Here is a 19,629-nt window from a genome sequence, read left to right on the forward strand (position 1 = left end):
ATTCTCGCATTTCCCCTCGCCCCCAGCCTGAAGCAGGTGCACGATGAGCAGCCATGACGGCCTGATGGTTTTTACTGGCAACGCAAATCCCGCGCTTGCACAGGAAGTCGTCAAAATCCTCGGTATTCCCCTCGGCAAAGCAATGGTGAGCCGTTTCTCGGACGGTGAAATCCAGGTCGAGATTCAGGAAAACGTGCGCGGCAAAGACGTCTTTGTTCTGCAGTCCACGTGCGCACCGGCGAACGACAACCTGATGGAACTGATGATCATGGTCGACGCGCTCAAGCGCGCATCGGCCGGCCGGATCACCGCAGCCATCCCCTACTTCGGTTATGCACGCCAGGATCGCCGCCCTCGTTCGGCGCGCGTCGCCATCTCGGCGAAGATCGTGGCGAACATGCTGGAAATCGCGGGCGTCGAGCGGATCATCACGATGGATCTGCACGCTGACCAGATTCAAGGCTTCTTCGACATCCCCGTCGACAACATCTACGCTACGCCCGTGCTGCTCGGCGATTTGCGCAAGCAGAACTACGAGAACCTGCTGGTCGTTTCGCCGGACGTCGGCGGCGTGGTGCGTGCCCGGGCTTTGGCGAAGCAGCTCAACTGCGACCTCGCAATCATCGACAAACGCCGCCCGAAGGCGAACGTTGCCGAAGTGATGAACATCATCGGTGAAGTCGAAGGCCGGACCTGCGTGATCATGGACGACATGGTCGACACCGCCGGCACGCTTTGCAAGGCAGCACAGGTTTTGAAGGAACGTGGCGCGAAGCAGGTCTTCGCTTACGCCACGCACCCGGTTCTGTCGGGCGGCGCGGGCGAGCGTATCGCCGCTTCCGCGCTTGACGAACTGGTCGTCACGGACACAATCCCGCTCGGCGAAGAAGCCCGCTCGTGCGCGAAGATCCGTTCGCTGACGAGCGCGGGCCTGCTGGCCGAAACGTTCTCGCGCATCCGCCGCGGCGATTCGGTCATGTCGCTGTTCGCTGAAAGTTAAGTATTTGCGAAGGCGCGGCGTATTGCTACAAGGCAACGCCGCGCTTTTGCACAATCGGCGTGAACGAACGAAGGTTCATGCCGCAGCTCTGGGGCCTCAGCCATAACGGCTTGCGGGCCCCGTTTTTACTGCCTGGTCGCGGGCAGTGCATTGGAGATTCAAGATGAAAGTTGTCGCTTTCGAGCGTTCTTTGCAAGGTACGGGTGCGAGCCGCCGCCTGCGTAACTCGGGCAAGACCCCGGGCATCGTATATGGCGCTGGTGCTGAAACGCAATTGGTCGAACTGGACCACAACGCGCTGTGGCACGCGCTGAAGAAAGAAGTTTTCCACTCGTCGATTCTCGATCTGGAAGTCGGTGGCAAGTCGCAACAGGTTCTGCTGCGCGACGTGCAATACCATCCGTTCCGTCAGCTCGTGCTGCACGTGGACTTCCAGCGTGTCGACGCAACGAAGAAGCTGCACACCAAGGTGCCGCTGCACTTCATGAACCAGGAATCGAACCCGGCAGTCAAGCTGGCGAGCGCGGTGATCTCGCACGTCATCAATGAAATCGAAGTCGAGTGCCTGCCGTCGGCACTGCCCGAATTCATCGAAGTCGACCTGGCGAAGATCGAAGCGGGTCAATCGGTTCACGCGAAAGATATTCCGCTGCCGGCAGGCGTGTCGCTGGTTGCTCACGTCGACGCTGAAAACCCGGTCGTCGCTTCGGCAACGATCCCGGCTGGCGCAGTGTCGGAAAGCGACGCTGCTTCCGCTGAAGGTGAAACGCCGGCTGCTTAAGCGCCGTTCGCGCATTGAGCAAGCAATCCTCTCGATCCGTTTCAATGAAACGGTCGACGTGACCCGCCGAGGTTCGCCCCGGCGGGTTTTTTTTCGGTTTTTTTCGGCTCGGCCGCGCGCTGCTTCCGGGCCTGATGGACCCACGCAATCATGATCAAGCTGATCGTCGGGCTCGGCAATCCGGGCGCCGAATACACCGCGACGCGCCACAACGCAGGTTTCTGGCTGGTCGATCAACTGGCGCGCGACGCAGGCACAACCCTGCGCGACGAGCGGCGCTTCCACGGTTTCTACGCGAAGGCACGGCTTCACGGCGAGGAAGTGCATCTGCTCGAGCCGCAGACTTATATGAACCGCTCGGGTCAGTCGGTCGTCGCGGTGGCGCAGTTCTTCAAGATTCTTCCCGACGAGATCCTCGTCGCGCACGACGAACTCGACATGCCGCCCGGCAGTGTCAAGCTGAAGCTCGGCGGCGGTAGCGGCGGGCATAATGGTTTGAAAGACATCACCGCGCATCTGTCGTCGCAGCAGTATTGGCGGCTGCGCATCGGCATCGGCCATCCGCGGGATTTGATTCCTGAAAGCGCGCGCGCCGGCGCGAAGCCCGACGTCGCCAACTACGTGCTGAAGCCGCCGCGCCGCGAGGAGCAGGACGCGATCGACGCCGCCATGGAGCGTGGGCTGGCAGTGATGCTGCAGATCATCAAGGGCGAACTCGAACGCGCGATGATGCAACTGCATCGGAATTCGTAAGCGCGATTCGTAAGCGCTGTTGCTTGCGCGGGGCGCCCCGCCGCGTTGCGTGCAGCGGCGCGATCTGCCGGCCGTGCGCTTAACAACACAAGCGGATCGTCGCATTGACTCAGAACCGGCCGCCAGATCGACCGCTTTGCATCGGAGAACCCTTTGAGCCGCTATTGGAGTGACATCGTTCACCGTCTGACGCCGTATGTGCCGGGCGAACAGCCCGCGCTCGCGCATCCGGTGAAGCTGAATACCAACGAGAATCCCTACCCGCCTTCGCCGCGCGTGCTCGAGGCAATCCGCGAGGAACTGGGCGATGCCGGCGAATCGTTGCGCCGCTACCCCGACCCGACCGCGCTCAAGCTGCGTGAAACCGTGGCCGCGTACCACGGCATCCGCGCCGATCAGGTTTTCGCCGGCAATGGCTCCGATGAGGTGCTCGCGCTCACCTTCCAGGCCTTGCTCAAGCACGACAAGCCGCTGCTGTTTCCTGACATCACGTACAGCTTTTATCCGACTTATGCGCGGCTTTTCGACGTTGACTATCGGACGATTCCGCTCGACGACGCCTTTGCGATCCACGTCGACGACTACGCGGTTCCCAACGGCGGCATCCTGTTTCCGAATCCGAACGCGCCGACGGGACGTCCGCTGCCGCTTGCGGACATCGAGCGCCTCGTCGCAAGAAACGCGGATTCAGTCGTGGTGATCGACGAAGCGTATGTGGATTTCGGCGCGGAATCGGCGATCGGGCTGATTGACCGCTATCCGAACCTGCTCGTCGTGCAGACGGTGTCGAAGTCGCGCTCGCTGGCGGGCATGCGCGTCGGCTTCGCGTTTGGCAACGCGGAACTGATCGGCGCGCTCAATCGCGTGAAAGACAGCTTCAACTCGTATCCGCTGGACCGCCTCGCGCAAGCCGCGGCCCGCGCGGCGTATCAGGACGAAGCGTGGTTTCGCGACACCTGCGCCAAAGTGATCGCGAGCCGCGAACGGCTGGCTGCGGGCCTGACGGCGCTAGGTTTCGATGTCGTGCCGTCGGCGGCCAATCTGCTGTTTGCGCGCCACCCCGGATACGATGCGGCGGCGCTGGTGTCACGGCTTCGTGAGAAGGAAATTTTCGTGCGCCACTTCAAGGCGCCGAGAATCGATCAGCACCTGCGCATCTCGGTCGGAACCGACGCCGAGTGCGACATGCTGCTCGACGCCTTGCGCGACATTTTCAGCGCCTACGTGAGCTAGTCAGCTAATCAGCTAGTCGGCGCGCAGCAAAAAAAAACGGCGAGGCCCGCGCCTCGCCGTTTTCAATTCCATTGACCACAACCTCACGCGCTCTTTGCCGCCTGTAACGCGTGATACTTCGCCACCAAGCCTTCCGGCGTTTCCAGATGCTCGGGATCGCGCGGAATGCACTCGACGGGACACACCTGAATGCACTGCGGCTCGTCGAAATGGCCGACGCACTCCGTGCACTTTTTCGGGTCGATCACATAGATTTCCGGGCCCATCGAAATCGCGTCGTTCGGGCACTCGGGCTCGCACACGTCGCAATTGATGCACTCGTCGGTAATCATCAAGGCCATACTTCTCTCACTTCATGCCGGCCACAGCCAGCTTCGTTCCGTCAAACCGATAGTTTACGCCGGTTACGGCTGCGCCGCCGAAGCGCCGTTGTCCGCGTCCAATGCCGCGACCTTTTCCTTCAGCCATTTTTCGACCGACGGGAACACGAACTTGCTGACGTCGCCGCCCAGTTGCGCGATCTCCCGGACAATCGTGCCCGAGATGAACTGGTACTGGTCGGACGGCGTCATGAACATGGTCTCCACGTCCGGCAACAGATAGCGGTTCATGCCAGCCATCTGGAACTCGTATTCGAAGTCCGACACGGCGCGCAGCCCGCGCACGATCACGCGTGCGTTATTGGTCCGCACGAAGTCCTTCAGCAGCCCCTTGAAGCTCATGACCTGCACGTTCGGATAATGGCCGAGCACTTCATGAGCGATGTCGAGACGCTCTTTCAGCGTGAAAAACGGCTTCTTGTTGCGGCTGTCGGCAACGCCGACCACCAGCGTGTCGAAGATGCTCGACGCGCGCCGCACGAGGTCTTCGTGACCGCGTGTGAGCGGATCGAACGTGCCCGGATACACGGCGACTACCATGAGATTTCTCCTCTCTTCAGACAGATGGGCACGTCAAAGCGTCCACGCGACGCATTTGGCACCGGCCGCGCGCGTGACGTGAAATCGTCCGGCGCTTGTTATGGAAGGCGCATTATTCCTCATTTTCGCGCTGCAGCAAATGGAAGTGGACAGCGCCGGCTTTCCCTTCCCGCACGATTTTCCACCCGGCCAGCGCTTCGTTTGCGTCGACGTCCAGAGCCGCGCCGGCCTCCACATACAGAAACCCGTCTTCGCTGACGAGCGGCGCGGCCAGCGCGAGCGCTTTGTCCAGCAGATCGTCGCCGAAAGGCGGGTCGAGAAACACCACGTCGAACGAAGCGGGCGGCAGGCTTGCAGCAAGCCGCAAGCCGTCGGCCTCGGCAATTTCGATCGTGCGCGCGGCGAGGCGCTCCTGATTCGCCCGCAACTGGGCGGCGGCTCGCGCGTTGCGCTCGACCATCAGCACCCGCGCGGCGCCGCGCGACGCTGCCTCGAAACCGAGCGCGCCGCTGCCCGCGAACAGATCGAGACAGCGCTCGCCGTCCAGACGTTGCCCGAGCCAGTTGAACAGCGTCTCGCGGACGCGGTCCGGCGTCGGCCGCAGACCGTCGAGGTCGAGCACCGGCAGCGGCGTGCGTTTCCAGTCGCCGCCGATAATCCGGATCGCGTGCGGCTTGCGGCTTTTGGAGGAAGCGCCGTGGGCGCGTGAAGGAGCAGAACGGGGCATGCAGTTTCGATTACGTTTGTGGAAAGCGTCCGCCACATCGACGCGAAGCGCCATACGAGCGGACTGGAGCGCCAACGTTACCACAGGGGCGCCGCGCGTCCACCCTGGCCATTCGGCCGATACGACGCACGACGGCGCGCCTGATAAAATGTGCGGCTTCCAGCGCCCTGCATCCCGCATTGCAACGCTGCCTGCCGCTCCCGCCGGCGCTGTGCCGGCTGCGCGCTTCGGCGCGCGCTCTCACCACGCCAGATCATGTTCAGCTTTTTCAAACGATTCAAGGGTTCGAAAGAGTCCGAAAACGCGCCAGACGAGTCGCAAGCCGCGCCTGACGATCTTCTCGACGAGCCTCCCGCGGTAGAAGCACCGGCCGCGCCGCGTGCCGATGCCGATGCCCGTGCCGATGCGCCGGGCAGCATCGCCACACCGCCCGCAGCCGCTGAGCCCCAATTTGTGCCGCAAGCCCAGCCAGAAACCGACGTCGAAGAAGCGTCGTTAGAAACGGTAGAGATCGTGCCGCCGCCGGTTCCGGACGAGAGCGCGAAACGCTCATGGCTGACTCGCCTGAAGACCGGCTTGTCGAAAACGAGTTCGAGCATCACCGGCATTTTCGTCGGCGCAAAGATCGACGAAGATCTTTACGAAGAGCTCGAAACCGCGCTGCTGATGTCGGACGCAGGCGTCGACGCCACCGAATTCCTGCTCGAAGCGCTGCGCGAGAAAGTGCGCGCCGAGCGTCTCACGGAGCCGCAGCAGGTCAAGGCCGCCCTGCGCACGCTGCTCGTCGACCTTCTGAAGCCGCTCGAAAAATCGCTGATGCTCGGGCGCGCCAAGCCGCTCGTCATGATGATCGCCGGCGTCAACGGCGCGGGCAAAACGACCAGCATCGGCAAGCTCGCCAAGCATCTGCAGAGCTTCGACCAGTCGGTGCTGCTGGCCGCCGGCGACACGTTCCGCGCGGCCGCGCGCGAGCAGTTGGCCATCTGGGGCCAGCGCAACAACGTGACCGTAGTCGCGCAGGAAAGCGGCGACCCGGCCGCCGTGATTTTCGACGCGGTCGGCGCCGCGCGGGCGCGCAAGATCGACGTGATGATGGCCGACACGGCCGGCCGTCTGCCGACCCAACTGCATCTGATGGAAGAGCTGCGCAAGGTCAAGCGCGTGATTGGCAAGGCGCAGGACGGCGCGCCGCACGAGGTGCTGCTCGTGATCGATGCCAATACCGGGCAGAACGCGCTCGCACAGGTCAAGGCTTTCGACGACGCGCTCGGCCTCACCGGCCTCATCGTCACCAAGCTCGACGGCACGGCGAAGGGCGGCATTCTCGCGGCAATCGCGCGGCAAAGGCCAATTCCGGTTTACTTCATCGGCGTCGGCGAGAAGGTCGAGGATTTGCAGCCCTTCAGCGCCGAGGAGTTTTCGGACGCGTTGCTCGGCGGCTGAACGCCAGCACAGGCAGACGAAGGGAACCGAAGGGAAACGAAGCCAAACGAAAAAGGGCACTCCGCGGAGTGCCCTTTTCGCATTCACCGTAGCAAGCCTATTCAGCGTCCGGCTGCGCGCCCGGCGCCGCACGCGCGAACGCATCGATTTGCATCGCGTGATCGTAGATGCGCTGGATCGTCGGAAATTTCGCCGTATCGACCTTGAAGCGCTGAGCGTTGAAGACCTGCGGAATCAGGCAGGCGTCGGCGAGCGTCGGCACGTCGCCAAAGCACAACTTGCCCGTGCGTGCGTCGCTCGCGAGGTGCGTCTCGAGCGCCGCAAAACCGGCTTCCACCCAATGCCGATACCACGCGTCTTTGGCATCGTCGTCGACACAAAGCGTGTGTTTCAGATACCTGAGCACCCGCAGATTGTTCAGCGGATGAATTTCGCACGCCACCTGCAACGCCACCGAACGCACATACGCGCGATCGAGCGGCGCTTTGGGCAGAAGCGGCGGCTCCGGATGCGTTTCCTCCAGATACTCGATGATCGCGAGCGATTGCGGCATGACCTCGTGGCCGTCCACCAGAGTCGGCACGATGCCGTCGGCGTTCAGCTTGCGGTACTCGGGCTTCAACTGCTCGCCGCCGTCCCGCACGAGATGCACGGGCGCATACTCGTACGGCAGATTCTTCACGTTGAGCGCGATGCGCACGCGATACGACGCCGAACTGCGGAAATAGCTGTAGAGCTTCATGTTGTTGTCTCCTCCCCATCCCCGCGTCAAACGACGCGCACGCTCAACTCGCCGAGCCGGTCCACGCCGCCTTTCATCAGATCGCCCGGCACGACCGCGCCGACACCTTCCGGCGTGCCCGTGAAGATGAGATCGCCGGGTTGCAGCTCGAAGAGCGTCGACAGATAAGCGATAGTTTCGCCGACCGACCAGATGAGCTGCGACACGTCCGAACGCTGCTTGTCCTCACCGTTGACGGACAACCAGATCGCGCCTTCTCCGACGTGGCCGACCGTCGAAACCGGATGGATCGGCCCAAGCGGCGCCGAGTGATCGAAGCCCTTCGCGGTATCCCACGGACGCCCGAGCTTCTTCGCCTCGGCCTGCAGATCGCGGCGCGTCATATCGAGGCCGAGCGCGTAGCCGTAGACGTGATCCAGCGCGTGGTCGGCCGGAATGTCCTTGCCGCCTTTGCCGATCGCCGCGACCAGTTCCATTTCGAAGTGCACGTTTTTCGACTGCGACGGATATGGGAATTCGCCCGTCTCGCCCGGCGGCACATACAGAACGGCATCCGCGGGCTTGGCGAAGAAAAACGGCGGTTCGCGATCCGGATCGTGTCCCATCTCACGGGCATGCGCCTCGTAATTGCGGCCGACGCAGTAAATGCGACGCACAGGGAACTGCTCGCTAGACCCGACAACCGGCACTGCAACCACCGGTGCCGGTGCAAATACGTAACTCATCCGGTTCTCCGTTGTTTGATAGACACGAGCCGCGGCGCGGCGATAGACAGACAAACAGACAGCCAGTTTAACGCGCGGCAACAGGCGGCGCGCGTCAGTCCGGCAGTGCTCCTCGGCAGCGCCACGCCGTTGCCGGGATCTCGCCGCAGCGCCATAGATGCGATACTCACACCAGACAACGTCCCTTGAATACCGTGGCGGCCGGCTCAAAGTCGGCGCGCCAGCAAGTCCATTGCCCTCATGACAGACTCCGCCGACACCGCCAACCCGTTCCCGTGCGCCCGCTTCATCAAGGAGATCGGCCGCGGGCCGAACGGCGCCCGCGCGCTCACCGCCGACGACACCCGCGCGCTCTACACGGCCATGCTCGACGGCCGCGTCGGCGAACTCGAACTCGGCGCGATCCTGCTCGCCTACCGCGTGAAAGGCGAAACCGCCGACGAACTCGCCGCGATGCTCGCCGGCGCTCATGCGTCGTTCGAGCCGGTTCATCTGCCGCCGGGCGAGTTCAGCCCGGTGTCGATCCCGAGCTACAACGGCGCGCGCAAGCAGCCGAATCTCGTGCCGCTCCTCGCACTGCTGCTCGCGCGCGAGGGCGTGCCGGTTCTCGTGCACGGCGTCACCGACGATCCCGGCCGCGTGACGAGCGCCGAAATCTTCACGCATCTGCGGATTCCGCACGCAAGCTCGCACGACGATATCGAAGACGGCCTCGCCGAGCGGCGCGTGGCCTTTGCGTCCATCGATGTTCTCGCGCCGAAGCTCGCGCGTCTGCTCGCGCTGCGTCGGCGCATGGGCGTGCGCAACTCGACGCACACGCTGGTGAAAATTCTGCAGCCGTTCGCGCCCGCCGGACTGCGGCTCGTGAACTACACGCATCCGCCGTATCGGGACAGCCTGACGGAACTCTTCAGCGCGCATCCCGAGGCGGCGCAGGGCGGCGCGCTGCTCGCGCGCGGCACCGAAGGCGAAGCAGTGGCCGACACGCGGCGTCAGGTGCAGATCGACTGGCTGCACGACGGCATCTGCGAGACGCGCGTGCCGCACGAGCGCTCGTCGCGCGACGCGCCGGAGGTCGAATTACCCGAAGCGCGCGACGCCGCGACGACCGCAGCGTGGATCAGCGCCGTGCTGCGCGGCGAGGCGCCGGTGCCCGGCGCGATCGAGCGGCAAGTCGAACTGATCGTGGATGTCGCCAGAACGCCGTCGTAAGCTCACTCGATTGCGCAGCGCGTTGCCTGCCACGCAATGAGGCGCCACTGGCCCTCTTCCTGCGTATGGATCGCCGTGTAGGCAATGGGGAAAAGCAGCGCGCCGTTATTGGCTTCCATCTCGATCAGCGCGCGGCCCGTCACGACGCAGGTTTCCCGCCCGACCGGCAGCACGTCCTGCGTCTGCACTTCGATCTGCCGGTAGCGGCGGCGCCCGCCCGTAATGCCGTCGATGAACTGCTGCTTCGTTTCGCGCTTGCCGTTCGTGTGGACGTAGCTCAGGTTGTCGGCGAGCAGCGCGTCGAGCGACTGCCCGTCGCCGTCGACCATTGCGCGAAAGCGTTCCCGCTCCAGCCCGCGAATCGCCTCGATTGTCTTTGCCGCCATTGCTCAGCCCCTTGTACCGGTGAGCCGTAGCGGCCACGGTCAGAAGTTATATTGCAGATATAGCTGGTGGAAATTTATACCAGGATTCGGCTCTTTGATACCGCCGTTCGACACATGCTGGAAGCGGTAGCCGGCCTGGTACTGCTGACGGCCGCCGAATTGCACGCCGACGCCCGCCATATCGGCGAACTGGAACGCGGTGGAAAGCGTGAAGGTCGAAGAGATTCTCGGGCTCGACAGAAGCCGCACGCCCGCGCCGGCCTCGACGAAAGGCCGGATCGTTCCCGATCCTTTGATGAAGCGAATGATAGGCGTCACACCGATTTCGCCGATGTTCTCGTGCACATTGCCTTCGTTCGTATGCCACCAGGCCACGTGCGCCTCGCCGATCAGCGCGAAATGCCAGTCGCCGATCTGCCACCACGTGAGATTCGGGTCCCACACAAAGCCGAGATCCAGCTTCTTGACATGGTGATCGCCGAGGCCGCCGGCGACCTGGATTCCGAACTGATCCGCCGCGGCGACGCCTGAAAGGCCAAACAGCAGGGCCGCGCAGACGCTTTTTAGAGCCAGTCCACGCACGACATTCTTTTTGTTGTTCATCTGACACCCGAGCTCAACAGGTTGAACGATCTGTAACAGTCTTGCTTATTCTAAAGAGAATCCGAAGTCGGCGGATCATCTTAAGAAACTTAAATTTTCGCAATTACTGACGTTAAAAAGTGAAAAAATCGGTCGAAAGTGATAAATGAAGGCGCTTTGTCAGGTAATTAATACGCCTCTGCATTCCGCTTTGAAGGGGCGTATCATGGCTATTGAAGCTTTGATGTCGATAGGAATTTACGGAACTTGGAAGCCCCTACGGCCTCTAAGTATTAGCACTCGGAAAACGAGAGTGCTAACATCCAACGCTGGAGTCGTTACCTGAACAAGCTTTTGCCTGATTCCAAAGGAGTTTTCCACGTGAGCCATGCATTGACCCTTCCGAGTACTCTGAGCCCGTCGTCGGCTAAGGCCGCTCCGGCAGGTGCGCTGGCGCTCTCGCATTCCTCCCTGCTGCCCGGTCAACTGGGCAACATCGACGCCTACATCCAGGCCGTAAATCGGATTCCGATGCTGACGCCAGCAGAAGAACGCCAGTTCGCCACAGAATTCCGCGAGCACGACAACCTCGAGGCCGCGCGCCGGCTCGTGCTGTCGCACCTGCGGCTGGTCGTTTCGATCGCGCGCAACTATCTCGGCTACGGGCTGCCGCACGCCGACCTGATCCAGGAAGGCAACATCGGCCTGATGAAGGCCGTGAAGCGCTTCGATCCCGAGCAGAACGTGCGCCTGGTGTCGTACGCGATGCACTGGATCAAGGCCGAGATCCACGAATACATTCTGCGCAACTGGCGCATGGTGAAGGTCGCCACGACCAAGGCGCAGCGCAAGCTGTTCTTCAATCTGCGCAGCCACAAGCAGGGCCTGGGCTCGTTCACGCCGGACGAGATCGAAGGTCTCGCCAAGGAACTGAACGTCAAGCGCGAAGAAGTAGCCGAAATGGAAACGCGCCTGTCGGGCGGCGACATCGCGCTGGAAGGCCAGGTTGAAGACGGCGAAGAGTCGTACGCGCCCATTGCGTATCTCGCCGACTCGCACAGCGAGCCGACCGCCGTGCTGGCCTCGCGTCAGCGCGACAAGCTGCAGAGCGACGGTATCGCGACGGCACTGGAGGCACTCGATGCCCGCAGCCGCCGCATCATCGAAGCCCGCTGGCTGAAGGTGCAGGACGATGGTTCGGGCGGCTCGACGCTGCACGAACTGGCCGACGAGTTCGGCGTGTCGGCGGAACGTATTCGCCAGATCGAAGCCAGCGCGATGAAGAAGATGCGCGGCGCGCTGACCGAGTACGCGTAACGTTCGTTTCGAATAAACGCTGTAAGTGAAAAACCCTGCCGTCTCACGACGGCAGGGTTTTTTTATACGCGCTGTGATCTCTCAGCGCGAAGAGAGCGGCGGCAGCCTGGCTGCCGCCTTCATCCAATCACGCAGGCAGAGGCGCCGCGCCGCCGCTCGCCGGCATGCGGGTTGCCAGCGTTTCGGCGTAACGCCGCGCAGCATCGCCGACGACGATATGGAACGTGTCCGCCGACACCCACGCGGTATCGAGCGTGGCGAGACGCTGACGATCCACCGCCGACGGATCGCGCACGACGATACGCAGACGCGTCGCCGCGACGGCATCGAGCGACACCACATTGCCCGCGCCGCCAAACACCGCAAGCCAGCGCAACGGATCGGGATCGAGCGGACCGTTCGCCGCGCCACTTGCAACGGCCGCGGGAGCCGAAGCAGCAGGAGCCACCACAGCAGCCGGCTTTGCCGCAACCGCGTCACCGCCGCCCTGCCCGATCACCGTACGAATTTCATCGGCGATGATGTCCGCTTCCGGTCCGATGATTACCTGCACGTTCGTCGCGCCGCGCTTGAGCACGCCGCGCGCGCCGATCGTCTTCAGTTCGCTCTCGGAGACCTTGTTCGAATCGGCGACGGACAGACGCAGACGCGTCGTGCACGCATCCACCACCGACAGATTCGCCGCACCGCCCAACGCCGCGATATAGCGCTGCGCACGCGGCACGGCCGCGCCGGCAGCCGGCGAAACGAAGCCGCCAGCCGTGAACGATTCGACCTGCTCGTCGGCCGCGGCCGGTTCGCGGCCCGGCGTCGCCATGTTGAACTTGCGGATGAAGAAGCGGAACAGCCCGTAGTACACCACCGAATACGCGATACCGACCGGAATCGCCAGCCAGCCCTTGGTGGACAGGCCGTAGTTCAGCACGTAGTCGATGGCGCCCGCGGAGAACGTGAAGCCGAGGTGAATGCCGAGCGCCGAGCAGATCGCGAGCGCGAGACCCGTCAGCAACGCGTGGATCACGTACAGCACCGGCGCGAGGAACATGAAGCTGAATTCGATCGGCTCGGTCACGCCCGTGAGGAACGACGTCAGCGCCATCGAGAACAGCAAGCCGCCCACGACTGCGCGGCGTTCCTTCGGTGCTTCATGGAACATCGCGAGACACGCGGCCGGCAGGCCGAACATCATCACCGGGAAGAAGCCCGTCATGAACGTTCCGGCAGTCGGGTCGCCCGCGAAGAAGCGATGCAGGTCGCCCGTCACCGCCGCGCCGCCCGGCGGCGTGAAGCTGCCGAACACGAACCACGTCAGCGAATTCAGAATATGATGCAAACCCGTCACGAGCAGCAGCCGGTTCAGCACGCCGAACACGAATGCGCCGAGCGCGCCCGCCGTGGTCAGCCAATGGCCGGCCGTATCGATCACGCCCTGCACCGGCTGCCACACGTAGCCGAACACAATGCCGAGCGCGAGACAGACCACGCCCGTGACAATCGGCACGAAGCGTTTCCCTCCGAAGAACGCGAGGTAATCCGGCAGCTTGATGTCCTTGTACCGGTTGTACAGCAAACCGGCGACGACGCCCGCCACGATCCCCGACAGCACGCCCATGTTGAGCTTGTCGTTGATGTCCTTCATCACCGCGACTTCGATCAGGTAACCGATCGCGCCCGCGAGACCCGCGACGCCGTTGTTGTCCTTCGCAAAGCCAACGGCCACGCCGATCGCAAACAGCAGCGGCAGGTTATCGAAGATCGCGCCGCCGGCGTCGGCGATCATCTTGATGTTGAACACATCGGGCTGGCCGAGGCGCAGCAGCAGGCCGGCAACCGGCAGCACCGCGATAGGCAGCATCAGCGCGCGTCCCAGGCGCTGTATCTTCAGAAACGGATTCCCATCCATTGATTACCTCCAATCCTTGTCTCGTTGTCGACGGACGTCGTTGAGTTATGTAGCGATGCAAGCCGTGCGGAGTTCAGTCCAACGGCCAGGTTTCGCGGCTGACTGCTCTTACCGCCTGCGCCGATTCGAGCGCCAGTGCATCCTGGGCGCGCTGGCGGCACAGTTGATAATCGAGGTTGCGCACGCGCGCCTTGATGCCCGGCACCGACACCGGGTCCACCGAAAGCTCGGTCACGCCGAGGCCGACAAGCAGCGGCATCGCAAGCGGATCGCCCGCAAGCGCGCCGCACACGCCGACCCATTTGCCATGCTTGTTCGCGCCCTGCACCGTGGCCGCGATCAGACGCAGCACAGCCGGATGCAGACCGTCGGCCTGCGCGGCCAGATCGGCCTGACAGCGATCCATCGCGAGCGTGTATTGCGTGAGGTCGTTGGTGCCGATCGACAGGAAGTCCGCGTGTTGCGCGAGCTGATCGGCGAGCAGCGCCGCCGACGGCACTTCGACCATCACGCCCACTTCGATCGGCTCGGTGCGGCCAAGCTCGCGAGCGAATTCGTCGATACGTTTGCGGATGCGGATCAGTTCGCCGACGTCGGTCACCATCGGCAGAAGAATGCGCACGGCGCCGAACGGCTTGACCGCGAGCAGGCCGCGCAACTGATCGTCGAGCAGGTCGGGGCGCACCTGCGCGAGGCGAATGCCGCGCAAGCCGAGCGCCGGGTTCGGCTCCGGCGGCAGCGTGAGGTAATCCACTTCCTTGTCGGCGCCCACGTCGAGCGTGCGGATGATCGCGGTTCGCCCGCCGAGTGCGTCGGCAATGCCCTGATAACTCTGCCGATGCTCGTCCGTGGTCGGCGCGGCGGCGCGGTGAATGAACAGCAGCTCGGTGCGCAACAGGCCAACGGAGTCGGCACCGTTTTCCACAGCCGTCTTTGCGTCGTCGAGCGTGGCGATGTTCGCGGCCACTTCGATCGCGCGGCCATCCGCGGTCACTGCCGCTTGCTGCGACATGCGGCGGTTCGCTTCGCGCACACCCGCGAGGCGACTGCGCTCAAGGCGCGCGCGCTCGACATCGAGCTCAGTCGGCGCAAACTCGAGACGGCCGTTCGTCGCGTTCACCACGACCTGCGCGCCCTCAGGAATCGCATGCAGCGCGTCGCCGACGGCGACCATCGCCGGAATGCCCGCCTGGCGCGCGAGAATGGCCGCGTGCGAAGTTGCGCCGCCGCGCGCCATCACGAGCGCCGTGACACGCGAGCGGTCGAGAGACGACAGATCGGACGGCGTGAATTCGTCGGCGGCGAGCACGGCTTCATCCGGCAACGTGCGCGCGGCCGCGTTCGTATAACCGAGCGCGCGCAGCACGCGCTTTTCGATGTCGCGCAGATCGGCAGCGCGTTCGGCGAGCAACGCGTCTTCGACATTGTTCAGGATGCCTATCTGTGCCCGAATTGCTTCGCGCCACGCGAAGCCCGCGCTCTTGCCGAGGCTGATCAGATCGCGCGCGGCGTCGAGCAGCGTCGGATCTTCGAGCAGCACGCGATGCACCGCGAAAATGCCCGCCTCGCCGACCGCGCCGCGTTGCGACGCGTCGCGCACTGTCGTGCCGAGATCGGCGTCGACGGTCGCGATCGCCTTGTCGAGCAGGCGGCTTTCCGCAGCGGACGTGCCGCTCGCCTGTTCCGGCGGATCGAGGTCCGCGTCGTCCCAGCGCACCAGCTTGCCGACAGCAACGCCCGGCGACGCGCACACGCCCGCGAGCGTATTCGGCGCGAGCGCTTCGCCGGCGACGGGCGCCGCCGTTTGCGGCGCCGGCGAACTTTGCCGCGCCGGCTTCTCTTCCACTTCGCCGTGGGCCTCGCGCGTCAGTTCGTGAGCGATTGCGTCGACTGCGGCTTTGGCTTCCAGGCCGACGCCGAGCAGTTCGACGGTCGCGCCCTGGCCCGCGCCGAGCCCAAGCAGACCAACCACGCTTTCGATCGCCGCCTTGCGTCCTTCATAACGCACTTCGACGCGCGCATCGAACGCACGCGCCGCTTCGCGGGCGCGCGCCGCCGGCCGTGCATGCAGGCCGCCCGCGTGGACCAGCGTGATCTGCGCACGCGCTTCCTCGGTCACGCCGGTCGCGCTCAACTGACGCGACGCCGCAGCCGCCGCGCCGTCGCGGGCGCGCAGCAGCAACAGCGGCGTTTCGCCCGCCTTCAGCATGCCGCCCTGCGCGCGCTCGACAATTTCGAACGCATCGGAATTGGCGATCGCGATCACCGAAACGAGGCTCGGCGCACGTAGCGCCACCTGATCCTGATCGAACTCGATCAGCACATCGCCGGCACGCACCTTGGCGCCTTGCTCGACCATCGGCGCAAAGCCCTTGCCGTTCAGTTCGACGGTGTCGATGCCGATATGCAGCAGAATCTCGGCGCCTTCCGCGGTCGCCAACGTCACCGCGTGACCGGTGCGCGCGAGATGCGTGACGGTTGCGTCGCACGGTGCGACGAGCCGGCCCTCGAGCGGATCGACGCCAATGCCGTCGCCGAACATGCCGCCCGAAAAGACCGGATCGGGCACGTTCGCGAGCGGCACGACCGGACCGGTCATCGGCGCGAGCAAAACAATATGGCCTTCAGAATGGCTCATTAAACGGGACTCCTCGACACGTCGCATCTGATTTCTCGTCAGTGAGTTTCGGTGACTTTGTTGAGATGGCGCGGCGCATCGGGATTGCGCCCGCGCGCGGCCGCAAGGCCCGCTGCCATCACGTAAAAGGACAGGATTGCGGCGATCGGATCGAGCGCCGCGTGAGCGGTAGTGGCGAGCGGCAGCGTGGCTTCGGGCACGTCGGACGGCGCGGCCAGCAGCACCCGTGCGCCGCGCGCCTGCATATCGCGCGCGAGTTGCAGCAGGCCTGCCTGCTCCGGTCCGCGCGGCGCGAATACGAGGAGCGGATAGTCGCGGTCGATCAGTTCCATCGGACCGTGACGCACTTCCGCGCTCGAGAACGCTTCGGCCTGAATGCCGGAGGTTTCCTTCAGCTTCAACGCGGCTTCCTGCGCGATCGCGAGACCCAGACCACGGCCGATCACGATCATGCGTTCGATGCCGCGCAGTTCGTCGACTGCCTTCGACCAGTCGAGCTTGCCCGCGTCTTGCAACGCGTCGGGCAGCGTGTTCAGCGCGCCGAGCAGCGCCGCGTCGTTCTGCCAGTGCGCGACCAGTTGCGCGGAGATCGACAGCATCGCGATATAGCTTTTGGTCGCCGCGACGCTCAACTCGGGACCGGCGACGAGCGGCAGATGCCATTCGCAGGCATCAGCGAGCGGCGAGCTGGGCGCGTTCACGGCGGCAACGGTCAACGCGCCGGCCGCGCGCAGCGCCTGCATCGTGCCGACGAGATCGGGACTCTTGCCCGATTGCGAAAACGCGAGCGCGAGTTGATCGCGCACCTGAAGCGGCGCCTGCTGCAGCGTCGCGACCGACATCGGCAGCGAGGCAACCGGCACGCCAAGGCGGCTCATGGTTAGCGATGCGAAGTAACTCGCCGCGTGATCCGAACTGCCGCGCGCGACCGTGAGCGCGACATGGCGCGGCTTTTCTGCGAGCCGCGCGGCTAGCGCCTCGACGCGCGAGGTGTCCGTGAGTTGCGCGGCGACCGTTTCAGCGGACGCCAGCGCCTCTTTAAGCATATTCGACAATTGCTTCTCCTTCGACGTAAGTCGCGCTCAACGCCAGTTCACGATCGAACACGACGACGTCGGCCCACGCGCCGCGCGCGATACGGCCACGGTCTTCGATGCCGAGATAGTCGGCGGCGTAGCGCGACAAACGGTTTGATACATCGGCGATCGGCAGACCGATCGACACCAGATTGCGCAGCGCCTGATCCATCGTCAGGGTGCTGCCGGCAAGCGTACCGTCGGCGAGACGCACGCCGCCGAGACACTTCGTCACGTGTTGGCTGCCGAGGCGATATTCGCCGTCGGGCATGCCGGTCGCCGACGTGCTGTCCGTGACCACGTAGAGGCGCGGGATCGCGCGCAACGCGGCGCGGATCGCGCCCGGATGGACGTGCAGCAGGTCGGGAATGATTTCGGCAAATTCGGCGTGCGCGAGGGCGGCGCCGACGAGGCCTGGATTGCGGTGATGCAGCGGCGACATCGCGTTGAACAGATGCGTGAAGCCGCACGCGCCGTGCTTCAGCGCGGCGACGGCGTCGTCGTAAGTGCCGAGCGAATGGCCGAGCTGCACGCGCACGCCGCGCGCCGCCATCGCCGAGATGATGTCCATGTGCCCGGCAATCTCCGGCGCGAGCGTCACCACGCGGATCGGCGCAATGGACAGGTACTTCAGCACCTCGTCCATCACGGCGGAGACGGCCGCGTCGGGCTGCGCGCCGAGCTTGCCGGGGTTGATGTACGGCCCTTCCAGATGCACGCCGAGCACGCGCGCGCAGCCCGGCGTGCGCACCCGCGCGACGTCGCCGAGACCGGCGACCACGCTCATCAGCTCGTCGCGCGGCGCGGTCATCGTGGTGGCGAGCAGGCTCGTCGTGCCGTAGCGCGCATGCGTGCGGGTGATGGTCTGGATCGCGTCGCCGGCTTCCATCACGTCCGCTCCGCCGCCGCCGTGCACATGCAGGTCGATGAAGCCAGGCAGGATGTACGGCGCATCGTTCGTCGCCGGATCGACGCGCTCGCCGGTGAGCGCGGTGATGCGGCCGTTTTCGAATTCGAGCGTGCCGTGAATCCACCCTTCGGTGGTGAGTATGTTTCCGGTCAGCATGAGTCTCTCTTGCAAGGCGTGATACGGGGCATGGCTGAACTGGTCGGCGGCGCCGCTTAGGTCCGCAGTTCAGCGACGAAGTCGTAGTAGTCGTCGCGGCAATAGGTGTCGGTCAATTCGATTGCGCGCTGGTCGGCGCTGTAACCGATACGGGTAATGACCAGCAGCGCCGAGCGCGGTTCGATGTCCATGAGTGAAGCGATCTCGCTCGAAGCGTTGACCGCGCGAAAGTGCTGCAACGCGCGCACGACTGCCGCGCCGCGTTGCTCGAGATAGCTATAAAGCGAGACGCCGATGGCGAGCGGATCGGGAACGATTGCAACGGGCAGCGCCGAATGTTCGACCGCCATCACGATGCCATCGGCGCGGCGCAAGCGACGCAGGCTGGCGACCGCGGCGCCCGGCGACAAGCCCAGGTGCACCAGCTCCTCGCGATTGGCGGCGCGAATGTCGCGCTCGAGCCACACGGAGTCGGGACGAAAGCCGCGCTGCTGCATCTTCTTCGTGAAACCGGTGAGCCTGGACAGCGGGTCTTCGACACGTGGCGTGATGAAGCTGCCCGCACCACGCGCCCGCCGGATCAGACCTTGCTCGACCAGCAGCTCGATCGCCTTGCGCGCGGTGATGCGCGACACGCCGATTGCGTCCGACAGCGTGCGCTCCGAAGGCAGCGCCTCGCCCGCGGACCACACGCCGCAGTGAATCGCCGTCGCCAGATTGCGCGCGAGCTGCAAGTACAGCGGCGTGACGTTGCGAGCGTCAGGCATGAGTGCGGACCAGCGAGTTTCCATGGCGCTCCGGCGGCCTTCGACTAGGTTCGGCCTGCAAAAATGAGAGCCCATTATATAACCAACATAATACCAGTCAACGAACTGGTTATAGGCCGGTATGTTCTGCCGCAAAGCCTTGCCGCATAAGCGTTTGGCGGCGGTCAACGCGCGCTCGCGGCCCCTTTCTACGCCCCAGGATTTACCCGTATTCGAGTCGTTTGGGACGCGCAAGTGACCTGTTGCAGACCAATTGCGCGGGCACGCGCGCCGCAGCTTCATACCGCCTTGATACCAGTCGATTCCCGCCTGCCGGACACGCGGCTTTGTTAATGAGGGCGCGTTCCAATATAGTGAT

General features: G+C 64.2%; 19 protein-coding genes. 7 read left to right on the forward strand and 12 right to left on the reverse strand.

Annotated elements, in window-relative coordinates; genetic code table 11:
* Positions 1 to 43 precede the first annotated feature (43 nt).
* From BGRAMDRAFT_RS07210 to hisC, 4 genes are all read left to right on the forward strand, one after another.
* Positions 44 to 1,000, forward strand: a complete 957-nt coding sequence (locus BGRAMDRAFT_RS07210) for a ribose-phosphate pyrophosphokinase (protein WP_006048037.1) — start codon at positions 44 to 46, stop codon at positions 998 to 1,000.
* 163 nt (positions 1,001 to 1,163) lie between these two features.
* Positions 1,164 to 1,781 carry a 50S ribosomal protein L25/general stress protein Ctc gene (locus BGRAMDRAFT_RS07215; protein WP_006048038.1) on the forward strand — a complete coding sequence of 206 codons (618 nt, stop codon included), beginning with the start codon at positions 1,164 to 1,166 and terminating at the stop codon, positions 1,779 to 1,781.
* 150 nt (positions 1,782 to 1,931) lie between these two features.
* The gene (gene pth, locus BGRAMDRAFT_RS07220; protein ID WP_006048039.1) at positions 1,932 to 2,534 is read left to right on the forward strand and encodes an aminoacyl-tRNA hydrolase; all 603 of its coding nucleotides are present in this window, start codon (positions 1,932 to 1,934) and stop codon (positions 2,532 to 2,534) included.
* A gap of 153 nt (positions 2,535 to 2,687) precedes the next feature.
* Complete coding sequence (hisC, locus tag BGRAMDRAFT_RS07225; protein ID WP_006048040.1) at positions 2,688 to 3,767, forward strand: histidinol-phosphate transaminase; 1,080 nt, start codon at positions 2,688 to 2,690, stop codon at positions 3,765 to 3,767.
* Between the two features lie 83 nt (positions 3,768 to 3,850).
* On the opposite strand, the gene BGRAMDRAFT_RS07230 is transcribed toward hisC, so the two are convergent.
* From BGRAMDRAFT_RS07230 to rsmD, 3 genes are all read right to left on the reverse strand, one after another.
* Positions 3,851 to 4,108 (reverse strand): YfhL family 4Fe-4S dicluster ferredoxin, encoded by a 258-nt coding sequence (locus tag BGRAMDRAFT_RS07230; RefSeq protein WP_006048041.1) that lies wholly within the window; start codon positions 4,106 to 4,108, stop codon positions 3,851 to 3,853.
* Between the two features lie 63 nt (positions 4,109 to 4,171).
* The gene (gene coaD / locus BGRAMDRAFT_RS07235) at positions 4,172 to 4,687 is read right to left on the reverse strand and encodes a pantetheine-phosphate adenylyltransferase (protein ID WP_006048042.1); all 516 of its coding nucleotides are present in this window, start codon (positions 4,685 to 4,687) and stop codon (positions 4,172 to 4,174) included.
* Positions 4,688 to 4,799: 112 nt separating this feature from the next.
* The gene (rsmD, locus tag BGRAMDRAFT_RS07240; protein WP_006048043.1) at positions 4,800 to 5,414 is read right to left on the reverse strand and encodes a 16S rRNA (guanine(966)-N(2))-methyltransferase RsmD; all 615 of its coding nucleotides are present in this window, start codon (positions 5,412 to 5,414) and stop codon (positions 4,800 to 4,802) included.
* A 255-nt stretch (positions 5,415 to 5,669) separates the two neighbouring features.
* Here rsmD and ftsY point away from each other — a divergent pair, with 255 nt between their 5' ends.
* Positions 5,670 to 6,857, forward strand: coding sequence for a signal recognition particle-docking protein FtsY (gene ftsY / locus BGRAMDRAFT_RS07245; RefSeq protein ID WP_006048044.1), 1,188 nt, complete (start codon positions 5,670 to 5,672; stop codon positions 6,855 to 6,857).
* A 97-nt stretch (positions 6,858 to 6,954) separates the two neighbouring features.
* On the opposite strand, the gene maiA is transcribed toward ftsY, so the two are convergent.
* Positions 6,955 to 7,599, reverse strand: a complete 645-nt coding sequence (maiA, locus tag BGRAMDRAFT_RS07250; RefSeq protein WP_006048045.1) for a maleylacetoacetate isomerase — start codon at positions 7,597 to 7,599, stop codon at positions 6,955 to 6,957.
* 26 nt (positions 7,600 to 7,625) lie between these two features.
* Positions 7,626 to 8,324 carry a fumarylacetoacetate hydrolase family protein gene (locus BGRAMDRAFT_RS07255; protein WP_006048046.1) on the reverse strand — a complete coding sequence of 233 codons (699 nt, stop codon included), beginning with the start codon at positions 8,322 to 8,324 and terminating at the stop codon, positions 7,626 to 7,628.
* Positions 8,325 to 8,564: 240 nt separating this feature from the next.
* Here BGRAMDRAFT_RS07255 and ybiB point away from each other — a divergent pair, with 240 nt between their 5' ends.
* Entirely contained in the window at positions 8,565 to 9,536 is a 972-nt protein-coding gene (gene ybiB, locus BGRAMDRAFT_RS07260; protein ID WP_006048047.1) for a DNA-binding protein YbiB, read from the forward strand.
* A 2-nt stretch (positions 9,537 to 9,538) separates the two neighbouring features.
* Here the strand turns inward: ybiB and BGRAMDRAFT_RS07265 are convergent, their stop codons facing one another.
* Together BGRAMDRAFT_RS07265 and BGRAMDRAFT_RS07270 are read right to left on the reverse strand one after the other, a co-directional pair.
* Complete coding sequence (locus tag BGRAMDRAFT_RS07265) at positions 9,539 to 9,922, reverse strand: nuclear transport factor 2 family protein (RefSeq protein ID WP_006048048.1); 384 nt, start codon at positions 9,920 to 9,922, stop codon at positions 9,539 to 9,541.
* 39 nt (positions 9,923 to 9,961) lie between these two features.
* Complete coding sequence (locus BGRAMDRAFT_RS07270) at positions 9,962 to 10,525, reverse strand: acyloxyacyl hydrolase (RefSeq protein ID WP_006048049.1); 564 nt, start codon at positions 10,523 to 10,525, stop codon at positions 9,962 to 9,964.
* A gap of 360 nt (positions 10,526 to 10,885) precedes the next feature.
* On the opposite strand from BGRAMDRAFT_RS07270, the gene rpoH reads away from it, so the two are divergent.
* Positions 10,886 to 11,821 (forward strand): RNA polymerase sigma factor RpoH, encoded by a 936-nt coding sequence (rpoH, locus tag BGRAMDRAFT_RS07275; RefSeq protein WP_006048050.1) that lies wholly within the window; start codon positions 10,886 to 10,888, stop codon positions 11,819 to 11,821.
* A gap of 127 nt (positions 11,822 to 11,948) precedes the next feature.
* Here rpoH and nagE read toward each other — a convergent pair whose 3' ends face one another.
* The 5 genes from nagE to BGRAMDRAFT_RS07300 all read right to left on the reverse strand — a co-directional run bounded on the left by nagE (position 11,949) and on the right by BGRAMDRAFT_RS07300 (position 19,295).
* Positions 11,949 to 13,724 (reverse strand): N-acetylglucosamine-specific PTS transporter subunit IIBC, encoded by a 1,776-nt coding sequence (gene nagE / locus BGRAMDRAFT_RS07280; protein WP_006048051.1) that lies wholly within the window; start codon positions 13,722 to 13,724, stop codon positions 11,949 to 11,951.
* A gap of 73 nt (positions 13,725 to 13,797) precedes the next feature.
* Positions 13,798 to 16,362: a phosphoenolpyruvate--protein phosphotransferase gene (ptsP, locus tag BGRAMDRAFT_RS07285; protein ID WP_006048052.1), complete on the reverse strand. Its 2,565-nt coding sequence runs from the start codon at positions 16,360 to 16,362 to the stop codon at positions 13,798 to 13,800.
* A 38-nt stretch (positions 16,363 to 16,400) separates the two neighbouring features.
* Positions 16,401 to 17,408, reverse strand: a complete 1,008-nt coding sequence (locus tag BGRAMDRAFT_RS07290; protein WP_044020526.1) for an SIS domain-containing protein — start codon at positions 17,406 to 17,408, stop codon at positions 16,401 to 16,403.
* The gene (gene nagA / locus BGRAMDRAFT_RS07295) at positions 17,401 to 18,504 is read right to left on the reverse strand and encodes an N-acetylglucosamine-6-phosphate deacetylase (protein ID WP_006048054.1); all 1,104 of its coding nucleotides are present in this window, start codon (positions 18,502 to 18,504) and stop codon (positions 17,401 to 17,403) included. Before nagA ends, BGRAMDRAFT_RS07290 begins: the two co-directional genes overlap by 8 nt.
* Before the next feature lie 56 nt (positions 18,505 to 18,560).
* The gene (locus BGRAMDRAFT_RS07300) at positions 18,561 to 19,295 is read right to left on the reverse strand and encodes a GntR family transcriptional regulator (RefSeq protein ID WP_029969675.1); all 735 of its coding nucleotides are present in this window, start codon (positions 19,293 to 19,295) and stop codon (positions 18,561 to 18,563) included.
* Between the last annotated feature and the right edge of the window lie 334 nt (positions 19,296 to 19,629).

Source organism: Paraburkholderia graminis C4D1M, from assembly GCF_000172415.1.
Taxonomy (GTDB): Bacteria; Pseudomonadota; Gammaproteobacteria; order Burkholderiales; family Burkholderiaceae; genus Paraburkholderia; species Paraburkholderia graminis.

What these genes read in the sequence shown, in the direction of transcription:
- BGRAMDRAFT_RS07210 (WP_006048037.1), top strand. Translation starts at nt 44, where the DNA reads ATGAGCAGCCATGACGGCCTGATGGTTTTTACTGGCAACGCAAATCCC.
- BGRAMDRAFT_RS07215 (WP_006048038.1), top strand. Translation starts at nt 1,164, where the DNA reads ATGAAAGTTGTCGCTTTCGAGCGTTCTTTGCAAGGTACGGGTGCGAGC.
- pth (WP_006048039.1), top strand. Translation starts at nt 1,932, where the DNA reads ATGATCAAGCTGATCGTCGGGCTCGGCAATCCGGGCGCCGAATACACC.
- BGRAMDRAFT_RS07230 (WP_006048041.1), bottom strand. Translation starts at nt 4,108, where the DNA reads ATGGCCTTGATGATTACCGACGAGTGCATCAATTGCGACGTGTGCGAG.
- coaD (WP_006048042.1), bottom strand. Translation starts at nt 4,687, where the DNA reads ATGGTAGTCGCCGTGTATCCGGGCACGTTCGATCCGCTCACACGCGGT.
- rsmD (WP_006048043.1), bottom strand. Translation starts at nt 5,414, where the DNA reads ATGCCCCGTTCTGCTCCTTCACGCGCCCACGGCGCTTCCTCCAAAAGC.
- ftsY (WP_006048044.1), top strand. Translation starts at nt 5,670, where the DNA reads ATGTTCAGCTTTTTCAAACGATTCAAGGGTTCGAAAGAGTCCGAAAAC.
- maiA (WP_006048045.1), bottom strand. Translation starts at nt 7,599, where the DNA reads ATGAAGCTCTACAGCTATTTCCGCAGTTCGGCGTCGTATCGCGTGCGC.
- BGRAMDRAFT_RS07255 (WP_006048046.1), bottom strand. Translation starts at nt 8,324, where the DNA reads ATGAGTTACGTATTTGCACCGGCACCGGTGGTTGCAGTGCCGGTTGTC.
- ybiB (WP_006048047.1), top strand. Translation starts at nt 8,565, where the DNA reads ATGACAGACTCCGCCGACACCGCCAACCCGTTCCCGTGCGCCCGCTTC.
- BGRAMDRAFT_RS07265 (WP_006048048.1), bottom strand. Translation starts at nt 9,922, where the DNA reads ATGGCGGCAAAGACAATCGAGGCGATTCGCGGGCTGGAGCGGGAACGC.
- BGRAMDRAFT_RS07270 (WP_006048049.1), bottom strand. Translation starts at nt 10,525, where the DNA reads ATGAACAACAAAAAGAATGTCGTGCGTGGACTGGCTCTAAAAAGCGTC.
- nagE (WP_006048051.1), bottom strand. Translation starts at nt 13,724, where the DNA reads ATGGATGGGAATCCGTTTCTGAAGATACAGCGCCTGGGACGCGCGCTG.
- ptsP (WP_006048052.1), bottom strand. Translation starts at nt 16,362, where the DNA reads ATGAGCCATTCTGAAGGCCATATTGTTTTGCTCGCGCCGATGACCGGT.
- BGRAMDRAFT_RS07290 (WP_044020526.1), bottom strand. Translation starts at nt 17,408, where the DNA reads ATGCTTAAAGAGGCGCTGGCGTCCGCTGAAACGGTCGCCGCGCAACTC.
- nagA (WP_006048054.1), bottom strand. Translation starts at nt 18,504, where the DNA reads ATGCTGACCGGAAACATACTCACCACCGAAGGGTGGATTCACGGCACG.
- BGRAMDRAFT_RS07300 (WP_029969675.1), bottom strand. Translation starts at nt 19,295, where the DNA reads ATGGAAACTCGCTGGTCCGCACTCATGCCTGACGCTCGCAACGTCACG.